The organism is Curtobacterium sp. L3-7, from assembly GCF_048756585.1.
GTDB lineage: Bacteria > Actinomycetota > Actinomycetes > Actinomycetales > Microbacteriaceae > Curtobacterium.
The window spans coordinates 155,672-171,618 of record NZ_CP151474.1; the positions used below are offsets into that span (position 1 = coordinate 155,672).

The 15,947-nt window shown below is 71.2% G+C and carries 17 protein-coding genes and 1 riboswitch; of the genes, 11 read left to right on the plus strand and 6 right to left on the minus strand.

From position 1 onward, the window contains the following. The first annotated feature begins 8 nt into the window (after positions 1–8). Entirely contained in the window at positions 9–806 is a 798-nt protein-coding gene (locus AAEP80_RS00770) for an SGNH/GDSL hydrolase family protein (RefSeq protein ID WP_420365592.1), read from the plus strand. On the opposite strand, the gene AAEP80_RS00775 is transcribed toward AAEP80_RS00770, so the two are convergent. After that, positions 794–2,986, minus strand: coding sequence for a hypothetical protein (locus AAEP80_RS00775; RefSeq protein WP_420365593.1), 2,193 nt, complete (start codon positions 2,984–2,986; stop codon positions 794–796). The two genes, AAEP80_RS00770 and AAEP80_RS00775, sit on opposite strands and share 13 nt — an antisense overlap. Positions 2,987–3,262: 276 nt before the next feature. On the opposite strand from AAEP80_RS00775, the gene AAEP80_RS00780 reads away from it, so the two are divergent. Then, the gene (locus AAEP80_RS00780; protein ID WP_420365594.1) at positions 3,263–3,583 is read left to right on the plus strand and encodes a hypothetical protein; all 321 of its coding nucleotides are present in this window, start codon (positions 3,263–3,265) and stop codon (positions 3,581–3,583) included. Between the two features lie 15 nt (positions 3,584–3,598). On the opposite strand, the gene AAEP80_RS00785 is transcribed toward AAEP80_RS00780, so the two are convergent. Then, positions 3,599–4,531 carry an aldose 1-epimerase family protein gene (locus AAEP80_RS00785; RefSeq protein ID WP_420365595.1) on the minus strand — a complete coding sequence of 311 codons (933 nt, stop codon included), beginning with the start codon at positions 4,529–4,531 and terminating at the stop codon, positions 3,599–3,601. Further along, a complete protein-coding gene (locus AAEP80_RS00790; protein WP_420365596.1) occupies positions 4,528–5,382 on the minus strand; it encodes a DeoR/GlpR family DNA-binding transcription regulator in 855 nt (284 codons plus the stop codon). Before AAEP80_RS00790 ends, AAEP80_RS00785 begins: the two co-directional genes overlap by 4 nt. A gap of 64 nt (positions 5,383–5,446) precedes the next feature. Between AAEP80_RS00790 and galT the strand changes: the two genes are divergently transcribed. Both galT and galK read left to right on the plus strand, forming a co-directional pair. Beyond that, a complete protein-coding gene (gene galT, locus AAEP80_RS00795; RefSeq protein ID WP_420365597.1) occupies positions 5,447–6,544 on the plus strand; it encodes a galactose-1-phosphate uridylyltransferase in 1,098 nt (365 codons plus the stop codon). Next, a complete protein-coding gene (gene galK / locus AAEP80_RS00800) occupies positions 6,541–7,677 on the plus strand; it encodes a galactokinase (RefSeq protein ID WP_420365598.1) in 1,137 nt (378 codons plus the stop codon). The genes galT and galK overlap by 4 nt, the downstream gene beginning before the upstream one ends. Before the next feature lie 8 nt (positions 7,678–7,685). Here the strand turns inward: galK and AAEP80_RS00805 are convergent, their stop codons facing one another. From AAEP80_RS00805 to glyA, 3 genes are all read right to left on the minus strand, one after another. After that, entirely contained in the window at positions 7,686–8,189 is a 504-nt protein-coding gene (locus AAEP80_RS00805; RefSeq protein ID WP_420365599.1) for a hypothetical protein, read from the minus strand. A gap of 137 nt (positions 8,190–8,326) precedes the next feature. Further along, on the minus strand, positions 8,327–9,229 hold the full coding sequence (locus tag AAEP80_RS00810) for a tetrahydrofolate dehydrogenase/cyclohydrolase catalytic domain-containing protein (RefSeq protein WP_420366829.1): 903 nt from the start codon (positions 9,227–9,229) through the stop codon (positions 8,327–8,329). A gap of 26 nt (positions 9,230–9,255) precedes the next feature. Then, positions 9,256–10,560: a serine hydroxymethyltransferase gene (glyA, locus tag AAEP80_RS00815; RefSeq protein ID WP_420365600.1), complete on the minus strand. Its 1,305-nt coding sequence runs from the start codon at positions 10,558–10,560 to the stop codon at positions 9,256–9,258. Between the two features lie 51 nt (positions 10,561–10,611). After that, a riboswitch (ZMP/ZTP riboswitch) is annotated at positions 10,612–10,697 on the minus strand. A gap of 37 nt (positions 10,698–10,734) precedes the next feature. On the opposite strand from glyA, the gene clpS reads away from it, so the two are divergent. The 7 genes from clpS (at position 10,735) to AAEP80_RS00850 (ending at position 15,932) form a co-directional block, all read left to right on the plus strand. Then, positions 10,735–11,022, plus strand: a complete 288-nt coding sequence (clpS, locus tag AAEP80_RS00820; RefSeq protein WP_420365601.1) for an ATP-dependent Clp protease adapter ClpS — start codon at positions 10,735–10,737, stop codon at positions 11,020–11,022. 13 nt (positions 11,023–11,035) lie between these two features. Continuing rightward, the gene (locus tag AAEP80_RS00825; protein WP_420365602.1) at positions 11,036–11,512 is read left to right on the plus strand and encodes a DUF2017 family protein; all 477 of its coding nucleotides are present in this window, start codon (positions 11,036–11,038) and stop codon (positions 11,510–11,512) included. Between the two features lie 10 nt (positions 11,513–11,522). Continuing rightward, positions 11,523–12,446, plus strand: coding sequence for a GNAT family N-acetyltransferase (locus AAEP80_RS00830; RefSeq protein WP_420365603.1), 924 nt, complete (start codon positions 11,523–11,525; stop codon positions 12,444–12,446). A gap of 56 nt (positions 12,447–12,502) precedes the next feature. Beyond that, complete coding sequence (locus AAEP80_RS00835; RefSeq protein WP_420365604.1) at positions 12,503–12,934, plus strand: MarR family winged helix-turn-helix transcriptional regulator; 432 nt, start codon at positions 12,503–12,505, stop codon at positions 12,932–12,934. 185 nt (positions 12,935–13,119) lie between these two features. Further along, the gene (locus AAEP80_RS00840; RefSeq protein WP_420366830.1) at positions 13,120–14,433 is read left to right on the plus strand and encodes an MFS transporter; all 1,314 of its coding nucleotides are present in this window, start codon (positions 13,120–13,122) and stop codon (positions 14,431–14,433) included. Between the two features lie 213 nt (positions 14,434–14,646). Further along, the gene (gene purU, locus AAEP80_RS00845) at positions 14,647–15,519 is read left to right on the plus strand and encodes a formyltetrahydrofolate deformylase (protein ID WP_420365605.1); all 873 of its coding nucleotides are present in this window, start codon (positions 14,647–14,649) and stop codon (positions 15,517–15,519) included. A gap of 5 nt (positions 15,520–15,524) precedes the next feature. Continuing rightward, positions 15,525–15,932 carry a YrdB family protein gene (locus AAEP80_RS00850; protein ID WP_281265910.1) on the plus strand — a complete coding sequence of 136 codons (408 nt, stop codon included), beginning with the start codon at positions 15,525–15,527 and terminating at the stop codon, positions 15,930–15,932. The last annotated feature ends 15 nt before the right edge of the window (positions 15,933–15,947 follow it).

Here is a 15,947-nt window from a genome sequence, read left to right on the forward strand (position 1 = left end):
ATCCTCGCGTGCCCAGACGAACCGACGACGGTGGCAGGACCGTCCTCGGTCGTGTGCCCACCCGAACGCGACGCCCGACGACCTCGGCGGTCGCGCTCGGTCTGATGGCGCTCGGCGTCGGCGCGTTCGTCGTGCTCCTCCCGTCGGTCTCCGACGCATGCCAGCCGGCCACGACGCCGGTGAGCGCGCATGCCGAGGCAGCTCTGGACCCGGGATCGCGCGTGCTGATCGTCGGCGACTCCTACACGACCGGTCGGGGATCCTCGGACGGGAACCACGGCTGGGCCCAGATGATCTCGGAGAACGAGTCATGGCGCAGCACGATCGACGGCATCCCCGGCAGCGGGTACGTCAACCGCGCGGCGACCGACTCCGTCCAGAACACGTACCTGCCGCGGATCGAGTCGCACGCCGACCTCGATCCGGACCTCGTCCTCGTCCAGGGCAGCCAGAACGACTGGACGGTGAGCACCCGCGAGCTCCGGAAGGTCGTCACCGCGACGCTGCGCCAGGCCGAGGAACAGTGGCCGGACGCACTCGTCGTCGCGATCGGACCCTCGGCACCGGCGCCGCTCTCGACCGCCACCACGAACATCTCGGACGCCGTCGGCGCCGGAGCACGAGCAGCCGGGGTGCCCTACGTCGATGCGGTCGATGCGCAGTGGTTCACGGAGTTCAACAGTCGGTCGTACGCGGCCGCCGACGGGGAACACCTGGACGACGCCGGGTACCGCTACCTCGCTCGTCGCATCGCCGCCTCGCTGCACGACCTGACGGAGACGACCGCGGAGTGTCAGCCCTCCTGAGTCACCGGCTCGGCGGACGGCGTGGGGGTGCTGGACGGGGCGGGGGTGCTGGACGGCGCAGGTGTGCCGGCGGGCACGGGAGTCGGAACCGGCGTCTGCGTCTGGGTGGGCGTCGGCGCGGGCGCCTGTGTCGTCGTCGGTGCGGGCGTCGGGGCCTGCGGGACGGTCGGCTGGGGCTGCGCGCTCGACCAGGTCGCGGAGGCGGCGTCGTACCGCTGAGGCGTCGACCCGAGGCGAGGGTCGAGGACCACGTCGCCGTCGAGCGGCGTCAGGAGCGAGCTGTCGACCACGATCGTCGGCGAGGATGCGGAGACCCGCTGCGCTCCCGACCGCGAGACGAGCACCGGAGGCCGCGTCGACCGTTCGGTCGTGATCCGGACGGGAGACGCGGCAGCGGAGGTCAGACGGACGGCTGCACCGGTTCCTGCCGGCTGCGCGAGGTCGACGATGCCGATCGATGCCGGGGAACGGAGCAGCGCCACCGCCTTCCCGCCGGAGTACCCACGGACCGCGATGTCGGTGGAGGTCCCGTCCCCGTCGGCGTCCGCGGACCAGAGCGATCCGGTCGACCGTGAGATCGACGAGAAGGTGGCGGCGCCGATCGAGTACCCCTTCGAGGACACCGGGAACACCAGCACGTTGCCCGTCCGCGCCGCCGACGAGTCGGACGCGATGCTCACCGAGTCGATCCGCATCCCCGCCGAGGCGAGCTGGACGGAGTCGAAGTGCGGCGCGGGTACCGGACACCCGACCCCGGACACGGTCAGGGTGCCGAGCGTGCGCGTGCCGAGCACGAGGCCGGCCCCCGTCGTGTCCGTGATCTTCCCTGCGGTGTCCTTGCGGACGACGTTGCGGACGGTGACCGAGCCCGCGGTGACCGTCGGGGTCGTGGCGGACTGGACCACCCGAACGATCCCGTTCGTGGGGACCTTCGCAGTGGTCCACGTGACGTCACCGACCACGAGGTCCCCGACGATCGATGCGCCGACGTTCACCATCGCGGATGCTCCGGACGGTGTCGCGGTGACCCCGGTGATCAATCCGGAGAAGGACGTCGACCCCGCGTAGTCCACGACGTTGACGGGAGCACCACCGGAGCTGACCGTTCCGGAGATGCCGGTCGCCGTGAACCCGCTGACGTGTCGCTGGACGTCACCCGCGCCGACTCCGGACGTGATCTTGAGGTGCGTGTGGCATCCGGACCCGCGCACGTTGCGGAGGACGACGTCCGTGATGTCGCCCTCGACGTCCCCGAGTCGGGAGCCGTCCCTGCTCTTGCCGTCGACCCCGGTGAACGCCACGAGGTCGTCGCCGGAGTTCGAGCCCGTGATGTCCGAGATCCGGAGCTTCGACGCAGGGCCCTGGAAGTGGAGCCCGTCGGACGACGTGTTGGTGAAGGTGATCTTCGAGACGGTCACGTCGGACACGTCGCCGAGGCAGATCGCGTACTGGCCGCCCATCTGCTTCGCGCCCTGGCCCTTCACCGTCAGGTCCGCGATGGTCACGCCCGAGGCACGGCGGATGAGGAACCCGTGCGAGGAGAGCTTCTGCGACAGGGAGTTCTTGTTGCGGTTGATCCAGGTGCCGCCCTGGATCGTGATGTCGGCGTCGGCGACGGGGTAGACGTACGCCTGCGCAGTGAGGGTCGAGGTCGCCGGGACGTCGAGCGTCGCCTGCCCCGGCGACGTGACGGTGACCACGCGGCCGTAGAGCGAGGTCGGTGCGCCGGCCCGCCACGCACGAGAGCCGGCGTCGAGGACCTGGATGCGTCGCCCGACCATGTCGGCGGTGAACACCCCGGCCGCGCTCGTGACGACCGGGGAGCCCGCGGTCACGGCCACGCTCGTCACGACCGTCGCGATCGACGCGGCGTTCCGGAGCAGGTTGTCGGTCGGTGGCCCGGTGATCGTCGCACCGTGCGCGTCGAGCAGCGTGTTCGCCGGGACGACGAGCGGCTTCGTCAGGACGACCACGCCCGTGAGGCGACGGATGCGCGTCGAGTCCCGTGCGGCGAGCCACCGGTTGAGCTCGTCGGTGGTGGTCTTGGCCGTCGCGGTGAACCGTGCTCCCACTGCCGATGCGGCGGACGCGGTGGTCGCCTCGCCGAGGACGGCGCCGGCGAGGCCGATGCCAGCGAGACCGATCATCGTCCGACGGGTGTGGATGGCGCGGGTCGTCATCAGGTCCTGGGCTCCTGCCGATCGTCGAGCAGGGAGCTCTTCAGGGTGACGAGATCATACCCAGCGGAGGCGACGCCGGCACATCCCCCGTTCGAGCGACACGTGTTGCGGAGCTGCGATTGGGGTACACACCGTCCCCAGCGAGCTCATGGCGTTCGCACTGCACAGTTCAGGTCTCGTTCAGCGGTCTGTTGGGATACCGCCGATAGTGTCGTTCCCGCATCCACTCCTCGTGGATCGCCAGCACCACCTGAAGCAGAACGAACGGGGTACACCGTGATCGAGCACATCGACGCCACGCAGTCCAGCACCAGCGGGCACGCGCGCCGCATCGTCGAGCTCGCGGCAGCGACCAACACCACGATGAGCGACCAGCTGCTGCTGGACACGCTTCGCCGGAACGCCCAGGTCACCACCCGGCACATCCGCAAGGACTTCGTCGAGGTCGCGACCGCCTCCAGCGTGCTCGGCTACGTGTGCCGGCAGCGCAAGCAGTTCATCGCCCTCCGCGGCGACGACCCCGCGTGGGCGCACGAGATCGGGCGCTACGGCACCGAATCGCTCGCGGTGGAAGCCCTGCGGATGCGCCGCGGCTGATCAGCCCGCCAGGGTTCAGGACCAGACGCGGCGGATCCCCCACGAGCCGGTCCAGGTCTCGTCGGGTTCGAGCCACCGGAGCCCCTCGCCGGAGTTCAGGGCATCGGCGGGCGCGGTCATCGGCTCGACCGCGACCGCCAGGCCCTTGCCGTCACCGCGCGGGAACTCCCGCGACGTGAACACCTGCACGTAGGGGAACGACTCGTCCTGCCAGAGCTGGACGCCGTCACCCTCCGGCCCGTGCATGGTCGTGCGCCGGACCCCGTCGGCATCCGGCGTCACGTCGGTGTACGCGGTGTCGAGGTCCGAGTCACCCGCACGACGACCGGCGCGGAGATCGACACCGGTGCCCGCCACGGGCTCGGTGCCGTTCGGGATGCGCTTGTCGTCGACGGTGAACGCCGTCGCGGCGTCGAGCGTGATGACGAGGTCCTCCGCCGGGGTGTCGCCGGCGCGCAGGTACGGGTGCGCCCCGACGGCGAACGGGGCACGCACGCCGGAGCGGTTCGTGATCTCGTGGGTGACGCGGATGCCGTCGTCCACCAGCTCGTGGTGCACCCGCGTCTCGAGGGTGAACGGCCAACCGTGCTGCGGGTGGATCGTCGCCTCCTGGAGGACGCTGGTCTCCGTCTGCGACACCACGCGGTACGGCGAGAACCGCAGCAGCCCGTGCGAGGCGTTGCCGTACTTCGGCTCGGAGACGTCGAGCTGCTGGGCCGTGCCGTCCAGCTCCCACTTCCCGCCCGCGACGCGGTTCGGCCACGGGACGAGCACGATGCCGTTCGCACCGGCCGGCGCCTCCGACGCCGGGAAGGGCTCGGTCAGGTCGAAGCCGGCGACCCGGAGTTCGCGGATACCGGCTGCGACCTCGGTGACGACCGCCTCGACGACCCCGTCCGGGCCGGCGTGACGGAGGTGGTACTGGCCCCCGGTGGGTGCTGCGGTCATGCGCTGTGGTTCCTTCCCGATGCGGTGGTGTCCGACTGTCCGCCGTCTGCCACGACGACCTCGACCCCGGCGGCCCGCACCTGCTCGACGAGCTCCGGTGGCGCTTCCGCGGTCACGACGACGTCGATGTCCCCGAGGCCGCTGACGACCCCGACGTGGGCGCGCCCGAACTTCGAGCCGTCCGCCACCACGACCGTACGCCCGGCGTGGGCGGCGAGCATGCGCTTCGCCTCGGTCTCGGGCAGGTTCACGTTCGTCAGCCCGTGCTCGACGTCCACGCCCGTCCCGCCGAGGAACACCACGTCGGCGGCGATCATCGGCAACAGGGTGTTGTTGAAGGGTGCGACGAGCGAGTGCTGGAGCGGGCGGAGCGTCCCGCCGGTGACGATGACCGTGAACCGGGGGACGGCGCGTTCGAGTGCGAGGGCGGTCGTCAGCGAGTTCGTGACGACGGTGACGTCCACGAGGTCCTCGCGCGCGACCAGTGCCTCGGCCACGGCGGCCGGGGTGGTGCCGACATCGAGCACGACGCACTGGCCGGACCGCACGAGCGCGGCCGCGGCGCGGCCGATGGCGGCCTTCGCGACCTGCTGCTCGACGGCGGTCTCCTCGAACGGCCGCTCGCCGGAACCGGCCCCGAGGCGGAGCGCGCCGCCGTGCACCCGCTTGACCCGAGCCTCCCGGTCGAGGACCGCGAGGTCCTGGCGGACGGTCACCTCACTCGTGCCGAGCGCCGCGGCGAGCGCCGTCGTGCGCACCATGCCGGGTGCGCCGTCGACGATGGCGACGATGCGCTCCTGACGCAGCGGGGCCGGCATCGTGCCGGCGAGGAAGAGGTCGTCGTCGCTCACACGGGTAGTTTCGTCTGCTTCCGATCACTTTCGCAATCCTTCGTTCATCGAGTAGGCTCGTCCGGTGATCACCAAGCGCGCGACGAAGCTCGCGGACGGCCGCGACCTCATCTACTTCGACGATGCGGACACGACGCTGCCCGCCGAACGTCGCATCGACGAGCGGACCCTCGACCCGCGGCCGGCGACCGCGCAGATGCGCCAGGACGTCCTCACGGGCGAGTGGGTCTCCATCGCCAGCAGCCGGCAGAACCGCGTGTTCCTGCCCCCGGCCGACCAGGACCCCCTCGCACCCCAGTCCGCGGCGAACCCGTCCGAGATCCCGAGCGTGTACGACGTCGCGGTGTTCGAGAACCGGTCGCCCTCGTTCGGTCCGGCACTGCAGGCCGACGACGCTCCGGGCTCGCTGGACTCGCTGACCGAGGTCGGCCTGAACCGGACGTTCCGGTCGGTCGGTCGGTGCGAGGTCGTGTGCTTCTCCCCCGAGACCGCCGGGTCGTTCGCGTCCATCTCCGAGTCGCGGGCCCGCACCGTGGTCGAAGCCTGGGCCGACCGCACTGCTGCGCTCTCCGCGATGCCCGGCATCCAGCAGGTGTTCCCGTTCGAGAACCGGGGCGAAGCGATCGGGGTCACGCTGCACCACCCCCACGGGCAGATCTACGCGTACCCCTACGTGACGCCGCGCACGCAGCGGCTCCTCGACTCGATCGAGCGCTTCGGGCCGGACCTGTTCGAGCAGCACCTCGCGAACGAGCGCGACTCCGACCGGGTCGTCCTCGCCGGCAAGCACTTCACCGCCTTCGTGCCGTTCGCCGCTCGCTGGCCGCTCGAGATCCACATGCTCCCGCACCGCCACGTGCCGGACTTCGCCGGCCTGACCGATGCCGAGAAGGACGAGCTGGCGCACATGCACCTGCGGCTGACCCGCGGGATGGACCAGCTGTACGGCGACCCCACGCCCTACATCGCCGCGTGGCACCAGGCACCGGTGCACACCGCGCGTGACACCGTGCGGCTGATGCTGCAGATCACGTCCCCGCGTCGGGCGGAGACGAAGCTGAAGTTCCTGGCCGGCAGCGAAGCCGCCATGGGGGCCTGGATCGGGGACGTCGTCCCTGAGCAGCAGGCCGAGTTCATCCGAGGAGGGATCGAACGAGCATGACGTTCCAGCAGGTGTTCGGGTACGAGCCGACGGTGCGGTACTCCGCCCCGGGGCGCGTCAACCTGATCGGTGAGCACACCGACTACAACGAGGGCTACGTCCTGCCGTTCGCGATCGACCGTCGCACGACGGCGTCCATCGCTCCGCGGACCGACCGGGTGCTGCGTGTCGCCTCGGCCTTCGACCCGGAGTCCGTCGTCTCGCTCGCACTCGACGACCTCGAACCGGACGCGATGAGTGGCTGGTCGGCGTACGTGCTCGGCATCGCGTGGGCGCTCCGGGAGCAGGGCGCGGATCTGTCGGAGAAGACCGGCTTCGACGTCTTCATCGAGTCCGACGTCCCCGTGGGTGCTGGCCTGTCGTCGAGCGCCGCGATCGAGTGCGGCGTCGCGCTGGCGTTCAACGACCTGTGGGAGCTCGGCCTCGACCGCAAGCAGCTCGCACGCGTCGGGCAGTACTCCGAGAACCACGCGGTCGGGGCACCGACCGGGATCATGGACCAGTCCGCGTCGCTCCTGGGCGAGCGCGACGCCGTCGTGTTCCTCGACTGCCGCACGCTCGACACCGCCGTGGTCGACATGGCGCTGTCGGCGAACGGACTCGAGGTGCTGGTGATCGACACCCGCGTCGAGCACGCCCACGCGACCGGCGGGTACAAGGCCCGTCGGGAGTCCTGCGAGCGAGGCGCCCAGGTGCTCGGCGTCGAGGCACTCCGTGACGTGACGGTGGACGACCTCCCCCGTGCCGCTGCGCTGCTGGACGACGAGACCTTCCGCCGTGTGCGCCACGTCGTCACCGAGGACCAGCGCGTCCTCGACACCGTCCGTACGCTCCGTGAGCACGGCCCGCGAGCGATCGGCGAGCTGCTCGTGGCATCGCACGCGTCGATGCGCGACGACTTCGAGATCTCGGTGCCCGAGCTCGACCTCGCCGTGACCACCGCGATGGCGAACGGAGCCGTCGGGGCACGCATGACCGGCGGCGGGTTCGGGGGTGCCGCGATCGCGCTCGTCGATGCCGCACAGCGCGAGGCGATCGGCGCCGCGGTGACGACCGCCTTCGCCGAGGCCGGGTACCGGGAGCCCTCGGTGTTCACCGTGCACGCGGACCAGGGCGCGCGCCGAGACGGCTGAGCGGCGCGTCAGCGGGTCATGTGCTCCACGGTGACGGTCGCGCCGCCCCACGGGAAGGACGTGACCGGCAGCGTCTGACGCTGGACCTGGTCCAGCACGAACGCGGACTGCCAGAACGAGTACACCCCGACCCCGACGACGACGAGCACCGGGATCGCGACGAGTGCCACGACCCGGACGATCCGCCCGGCGCGGTCCCGGCCGTACCGGGAGAGCGTCGCCGGGAGCGTCACACCGACGACACCGGCGAGCACGATCAGCACGAGGACGAGCGGCGACGCGTGTCCGACCACCGACACCGATGGTGGGGCTCTCGGCACGACGGCACCCTGCGCATCGATCCAGTGCCCGTCTGCGTCGACGCCGCCGTAGTCCGCGCTGGCGCTCCAGACCGAGACGGCACGGAACACGAACACCGCGACGACGGCGACCGCCGCGACCATCCATCCGCGGATCCGGAATCGACGCCCCTCGACGGACATGACCGGCGCGGTCACCAGTTGCTCCCCCATGGCGCGACGCTAGCACGCTCGTGACCACGCGAAAGCGACAGTTCCCGGCCGGAATGCGGCGGGGAACTGTCGCTTTCGCGGGACGGACCCGGCGCGGAACCGGACACTGTCGCTATCGCGGGGCGGACCCGGCGCGCCTACTTCAGGTGGCGCTCCGCGGCCTCGACCACGTTCTTCATCAGCATCGCGCGGGTCATCGGTCCGACGCCACCCGGCGTCGGGGACAGGAACCCGGCGACCTCTGCGACCGCGGGGTCGACGTCGCCGCGCAGCTTCGCCTTGCCGGTCGACTCGTCGACCACACGACTGATGCCGACGTCGATCACGGCCGCGCCCGGCTTGACCCATCCCGGCTGCACGAGCCCGGCGACACCGGCGGCCGCGACGATGATGTCGGCGCGACGGCACTCTGCGGCGACGTCCTCGGTCAGGGAGTGCGTCAGGGTGGCGGTGGCCTCGAGCCGGGTGAGCAGCAAGCCCAGCGGCCGGCCGACCGTCAGCCCCTGCCCGATGATCGTGACGTGCTGCCCGCGGATCGGGACGCCGTAGGCGTCGAGCATGGCGACGATGCCGCGCGGGGTGCACGGCAGCGGGGCGTCGATCGTGCCGGCACCACCGGGGACCGCGAGCACGAGCTCACCGAGGTTGGTCGGGTGCAGGCCGTCGGCGTCCTTCGCCGGGTTCATCAGCTCGAGCATCGGGATCGGGTCGATGCCCTGCGGCAGCGGCAGCTGCACGATGAACGCGGTGACCCGGGGGTCGTCGTTCATCTGCAGGATCGCCGCCCGGATGTCCGCTGGACCCGCCGACGACGGGAGGTCGATGCGGACCGAGTCGAGCCCGATCCGTGCCGAGTCCTTGTGCTTCCCGGCCACGTAGGACACCGAGCCCGGGTTCTCGCCGACCATGATCGTGCCGAGCCCTGGTCGGAACCCGTGGTCGTGCAGCCGGTCGATCCGGACCTTCAGGTCGTCGAGCGTCCGGGCGGCGAGGGCGGTGCCGTCGATGCGGACGGCACTGCCCTCACCCGCCCAGAGCACCCGCGGCAGGTCTGCCACGACGCCGCTCACGCGTACAGCGGGAACGCGTCGGTCAGGGCCTTCACCCGCGCGGACAGCGCCGACACGTCCGGGTTCGGCATGAGCGTCAGCGCGATGATGTCCGCGACCTCGGTGAACTCCGCGTCGCCGAAGCCACGTGTCGCCAGCGCCGACGTGCCGATGCGGACACCCGAGGTGACCATCGGCGGGCGCGGGTCGAACGGCACCGAGTTGCGGTTCACGGTGATGCCGACCTCGTGCAGCAGGTCCTCGGCCTGCTTGCCGTCGACCTCGGACTCGCGCAGGTCGACGAGCACCAGGTGCACGTCGGTGCCGCCGGTGAGGACGTCGATGCCGGCGGCCTTCGCGTCGTCCTGCGTGAGCCGGTCGGCGAGCAGACGAGCACCGCGGAGCGTGCGCTCCTGGCGGTCCTTGAACTCCGGCTGACCGGCGAGCAGGAACGCGGTCGCCTTGGCGGCGATCACGTGCATGAGCGGGCCGCCCTGCTGGCCCGGGAACACCGCGGAGTTCAGCTTCTTGAAGAGCGACTCCTCGTTGGACAGGATGATGCCGGAGCGCGGACCGGCGAGCGTCTTGTGCACCGTCGACGACACGACGTGGGCGTACGGCAGCGGCGACGGGTGGAGACCCGCGGCGACGAGCCCGGCGAAGTGCGCCATGTCCACCCAGAGGGTCGCGCCGACCTCGTCCGCGATCTCGCGGAACTTCGCGAAGTCGAGCTGGCGCGGGTACGCCGACCAGCCGGCGATGAGGACCTTCGGCTGGTGCTCGATCGCCTTCGCGCGGATGTCGTCGTAGTCGACCTCGAACGTCTCCGGGTCGACGCCGTAGGAAACGGCGTTGTAGATGCGGCCGGAGAAGTTGAGCTTCATGCCGTGGGTCAGGTGGCCGCCGTGGGCGAGCTCGAGGCCGAGGATCGTGTCGCCAGCGGAGGCGATGGCGTGCAGGACCGCGGCGTTCGCACTGGCGCCGGAGTGCGGCTGCACGTTCGCGTAGGCGGCACCGAACAGGGCCTTCGCCCGGTCGATGGCGAGCTGCTCGGCGACGTCGACGAACTCGCAGCCGCCGTAGTAGCGCTTGCCCGGGTAGCCCTCGGCGTACTTGTTCGTCAGGACGGAGCCCTGCGACTCGAGGACGGCGCGCGGGACGAAGTTCTCGGACGCGATCATCTCGAGGGTGTCGCGCTGGCGGCCGAGCTCGTTCTGCAGGACCGCGGCGATCTCGGGGTCGACCTCGGCGAGCGGGGCGTTGAAGGTGGACTGCGCGGTGTTCGACGGTGCGGACGGCGCGGGCAGATCGGTGATGGACACGGGACTCCTACGGTGTGCGGACGACCATGCGGTCGTGCTCGGACGGTCGGTGCGCGCTGCCCAGGCGTACGGCAGCGCACCGTGTCAGGTGTCGCTTCCCGATGGTGACCCATCCAACGCCAGTCGCGACGTGACGATCGTACCGAGCCGCCCAGCCTGTGTCACCCTGGAGAGATGACCATGCTGTCGCCGGACGTGGACGAAGCCACGAGCACGCGCGCCGACGTGCCGTGGGTCACCGTGGTCTGGGACGACCCGGTGAACCTGATGTCCTACGTCACCTACGTCTTCCAGAGCTACTTCGGGTTCCCGGCGGCCAAGGCGGAGCGGCTGATGCACCAGGTCGACTCCGAGGGACGGGCGATCGTGGCGACCGGCCACCGCGAGGAGATGGAGCGGCACGTCGAGGCGATGCACGGCTACGGACTCCAGGCCACCGTCGACCGGGCGCCCGAAGCGTGAACGGGTACCGCGCGTGATCCCGTTCGTCCGTCGAGGGGACGGCATCCACCTCGGCCTGGCCTCCGGCGAGCGCGACGTGCTGATGAGCCTCACCGAGCAGCTCCGGCAGATCCTCGACGGCGACATGGACTCCGACCCGGTGACGCTCCGGATGTTCCCGGACGCCTACCCCGGCGATCGGGCGGCGAGCGCCGAGTTCCGCCGGTACACGCAGAGCGACCTCCGGACGGCGAAGTCCGCGAACGCGCAGGTCGTCCACGACTGGCTCACGGGGGCGAAGGACGGCGCGCTCACCGCGGCCGACGAGCAGTCCTGGCTCCGGTGCCTGACCGATCTGCGGCTGACGATCGCGGACCGGCTGGGGATCGTGGACCAGGCGACGGAGGACGCGACGCGCGCGTCGGCCGCCGCCGTCGGCCTCCGTGACGTCTACGACTGGCTCGGGTACGTCCAGGAGCACCTGGTCACGACGATGACAGACAAGAGATGACCGACCAGCGGTGACGCTCACCTTCCGCGCATCCACGGGATCCGACCTGGAGGCCCTGCTCGCCTTCTCGACGTCGGAACCGGTCGCGTGGACCGTGGCGGACCGGTACCGGCAGGAGTCGGCTGCGCGGAACCACCGCCCGGAGTGGTCGTTCCTCGCGGAGCGCGACGGTCGCCCGGTCGGGCGGGCGATCTGGTGGGGCGGTGCCGACGCGGGAGCGCCGAGCACGCTCGACGACGTGATCGTGTCCGCATCGGAGCACGGCGACCGCGTGGCGATCGCCGCGGGTCTGATCCGGACGGGCGCGCAGGCGTTCGGGGTGCTCCCGGAGTGGATCGTCGACGTCGCGGTCGACTGGCACGACGACCCGTCCGCCGTCGCCGCGGTCTCGTGGCGGGCGGACGCAGCGCAGGCGGCAGGACTGGTCAGGACGACCGAGCGCGTGAGCGTCGCCTGGACGCCTTCGGCGGGGGTGCCGGACACCGGTCCGTTCCGCTTCCGCGAGGGCGACGACGCCGAGTTCACGGACCTGTTCGCCCGGGTCACGGTCGGATCGCTCGACGCGCACACCGTCGCCAGCGTCGAACGGCTCGGCGCCAGGGGCACCGCGGCCGACGACCTCGACTTCTACCGGTCGCTGCCCGGCCGGCGCGAGGACTGGCGGATCGCGGTCGACACGGACGGCCTGACGGTCGGGTTCGTCCTGGCCACCCGGACGGCCTACGACGCCGCGATCAGCTCCATCGGCGTCCTGCCACAGCACCGGGGGCGCGGGGTGGTCGACGCGCTCCTCGGCGAGGGGCTCCGGGTCCACGCCGAGGCCGGGGAGACCCGGGTGGTCGGCACCACGGACGCGGCGAACACCCCGATGCGCCGGGCGTTCGAGCGCGCCGGGTTCGTCGTCACGAAGCGCCGGATCGTCTTCGACACCTGAGTCGAGACAGGAAGGTAAACTTGCAAGTTCACCTTCCGAAGCGTAGCGTCGGCGACGTGAACAGCCGTGTGGAGACCGAGACCGACCTGGCTGACGAGATCCTCGCCATGCACGGCCGGATCCGCCGGACCCTCCTCGCCGGGAAGGCCGACGACGTCACCGCGTCACAGTCGGCAGTCCTCGGACGGCTCGTCCGCGACGGCGCCTCCACGACCGCGGCACTCGCCCGCGCCGAAGGGGTCCGCCCGCAGTCCATGGGCGCGACGGTCCAGGCGCTGGAAGACCTCGGGCTCGTCGAGCGCACGCAGGACCCGACCGACGGCCGTCGCACGATCGTCAGCGCGACCGAGGCCGGGCACGCTGCCCGCAAGGACTCCCAGCGTTCCCGCACCCGTCTGCTCGCCGAGCGCCTCGCCGCGCTCGACCCCGACGACCGCGCGACCGTCGCGCGGTCCCTCACCATCCTCGGAACCCTCGTCGAGCGGTGACCGCCTGCCAGGCGTGACGGGCGTCCCCGACGCACGCCGAGCCTCCAGGCCGCACCTGCCCGACCACGTCGAAAAGGCACCCCACCACGTCCACCGCAACCGCTCCCACCCCCGTCACCTCGGCGCGCGAACCGAAGGGCTCCGGCTTCGGGCCGAAGCTCCTCGTCCCGATCCTCGTCGGGCCACTGCTCAACCCGATCAACACGACGATGGTCTCCGTCGCCCTCGCGCCGATCTCCCGCGACCTCGGGATCGGCGCGTCGCAGGCGATCTGGCTCGTCGCGGCGCTGTACCTGGCGAGCGCGATCGCGCAGCCGACGATGGGGAAGCTCGCTGACCGGTTCGGGCCGAAGAAGGTCTTCATGGCAGGACTCGTCGTCGTCGGCATCGCCGGCGTCGTGCCCGAGGTCCTGACGGGGTTCGGCGGCGCGGTGTTCGCGCGCGTGCTCATCGGCATCGGGACCTCGTCCGCGTACCCGGCGGCGCTCACCACGCTCCGGCAGCACTCCGCCCGGATCGGCAAACCCACCCCGCCGCTCGTCCTCGGGGCGCTCTCGATCACCTCGCTGGTCTCCGCCGCGGCGGGGCCGCCCCTCGGCGGCGCGCTCATCGCGGCGTTCGGGTGGCACGCGATCTTCCTCGTGAACGTCCCGATGGCGGCGTTCGGCCTCGTCGTCGCCGGGCTCTGGCTGCCGTCCGACCGGCTCCGACCCCGCTACGACGCGGACGTCCCCGTGCTGACGGCGCTCGACCCGTTCGGCATGGTGCTCATGACGGGCACGGTGTCGGCGCTCCTGGTGTTCCTGCTCGACATCTCGGCCGGGCTCTGGTGGCTGCTCGGTGTGGCGATCGTGCTGTTGGCGGCGCTGATCGTCTGGGAGCTCCGGGCAGCGAAGCCGTTCATCGACGTGCGGATGCTCGCGCGGAACGGCGCACTGTCCCGCACCTACGTCCGACTGTTCCTCGTCTACATGCTCGCGTACACGATGACGTACGGGTTCTCGCAGTGGGTACAGGACGTCGCGGGGTACTCGAGCGACCAGGCCGGGTACATCCAGCTCCCCGCGGCGATCGTCGCCGGGATCGTGTCGTTCCTCGTCGCCAGGAAGACGGCGGTCCGCGGTCCGCTCGTCGTCGCCGCGGTCGTGCCGATCGTGGGCGGGCTGCTCCTCCTCGGGCTGCACACCGGATCGCCCGTCGTGCTGCTCGCCCTGGCGCCGGCGCTGTTCGGCATCCCCCAGGCACTCGCATCGGTGTCGAACCAGGCGGCGCTGTACAAGATCGTCCCGCCCGAGTCGATCGGTACCGCTGCCGGTCTCTCGCGCACGAGCGTCTACATCGGGGCGATCGCCGCGTCGTCGCTCATCGGCGGCGTGTTCGGCCAGGGTCCGACCACGGCGGACCTGCACGTCCTCGGGTGGGTCATCGTGGGGATCGCGGTCCTGCTCACCGCGCTGACGGTCTCCGACCGCGCGCTGGGTTCTCGCGCGGCGCGCTGAGCGCCGCGGCGGCGGGCGCGGCGCGCTGCGCCGCGCGCGGTGTCGCGGCCGGTCGCACAACTGAAAGCACACCGCACAACGGGATGACGTGGCGCGCTGTGCTTTCGGTTGTGCGAGCACGGGCCGGGGGCGCGGGCCGCAGCCCGCGCGCCGGACCCGCGCCGAGCCTCCCGTCCGCACCGCGCAGCGGCCCCGCCCCGGTACCCTGAACCGGTGACCGACCCGACGCCCGCGAGCACCCCCACGCACTGGACCCTCACGCTGGTCTGCGACGACCAGCCCGGGATCGTGCACGCCGTCTCCGGGGCCGTCGTGCAGGCGCAGGGCAACATCACCGAGTCGCAGCAGTTCTCCAGCCACGACACGAACACGTTCTTCATGCGCCTGCAGGTGATGGCGCCCGTCGACCGCGCGACGTTCGAGCAGGCCATCGCCCCGGTTGTCGAGCGCTACGGCATGCGCGTCCAGCTCGACGTCGTCGGCCGGCCGATGCGCACACTCGTCCTGGTGTCGAAGGCCGGGCACTGCATGAACGACCTGCTCTACCGGCAGCGCGGCGGCCAGCTCCCGATCGACGTGCCGCTGGTGCTGTCGAACCACGCGGACCTGTCCGAGCTCGCGGCGTTCTACTCCGTCCCGTTCGAGCACCGTCCGGTCACCGACGCGGCCAGCAAGGAAGCGATGGAGCGCCGCATCCTCGCGGCGGTGGAGGAACACGACATCGAGCTCGTCGTCCTCGCGCGCTACATGCAGATCCTGTCGCCGGAGCTCTGCGCCGCGCTCAAGGGCCGCGCGGTCAACATCCACCACTCGTTCCTGCCCGGCTTCAAGGGTGCGAACCCGTACCGGCAGGCGCACGCCCGCGGCGTGAAGCTGATCGGTGCGACGGCGCACTTCGTCACGAGCGATCTCGACGAGGGGCCCATCATCGAGCAGAACGTCGTCCGCGTCGACCACACGAAGGACCCGTCCGAGCTGGTGTCGATCGGCCAGGACGAGGAGTCCAGGACCCTCACCCAGGCGGTGCGCTGGATCGCGGAGGACCGAGTCCTGCTCGACGGCGCCCGCACGATCATCTTCAAGTAGGCACCATGAGCAACGCACCGCGCTCCCCCATGGACTGGGGAGACACGCCTGACCCGTCGGCGATCGGCAAGCCCCGACGCGAGTTCGACGCCTGGAAGGTGCTGCGGGTGGTCGTCTGCACCTTCGGTCTGCTCTCGCTGGCGTACTGGGGCTACATCGCGTGGCCGTTCCCGATGCCCGGGATCCTGTTCATGATCGGCGCGCCCGTCTTCGCGATCGTCGTCTGGTACCTGTTCCGGTCGCCGCGGTCGCCGATCGAGACGGACGCGGTCGGCAAGACCATCGTCGAGGTGGCCCTGATCGTCGCGGCCGGTGGCTGCTGGATCTCGATCGGGCATCCGGTCGTGGGTCTGGTCTTCATCGTGGTGGCCGCGGTCTCCGGGATCGTCACGTTCCGGCGGGAGACGCGGTGAGCGGCGGGTCCGGCG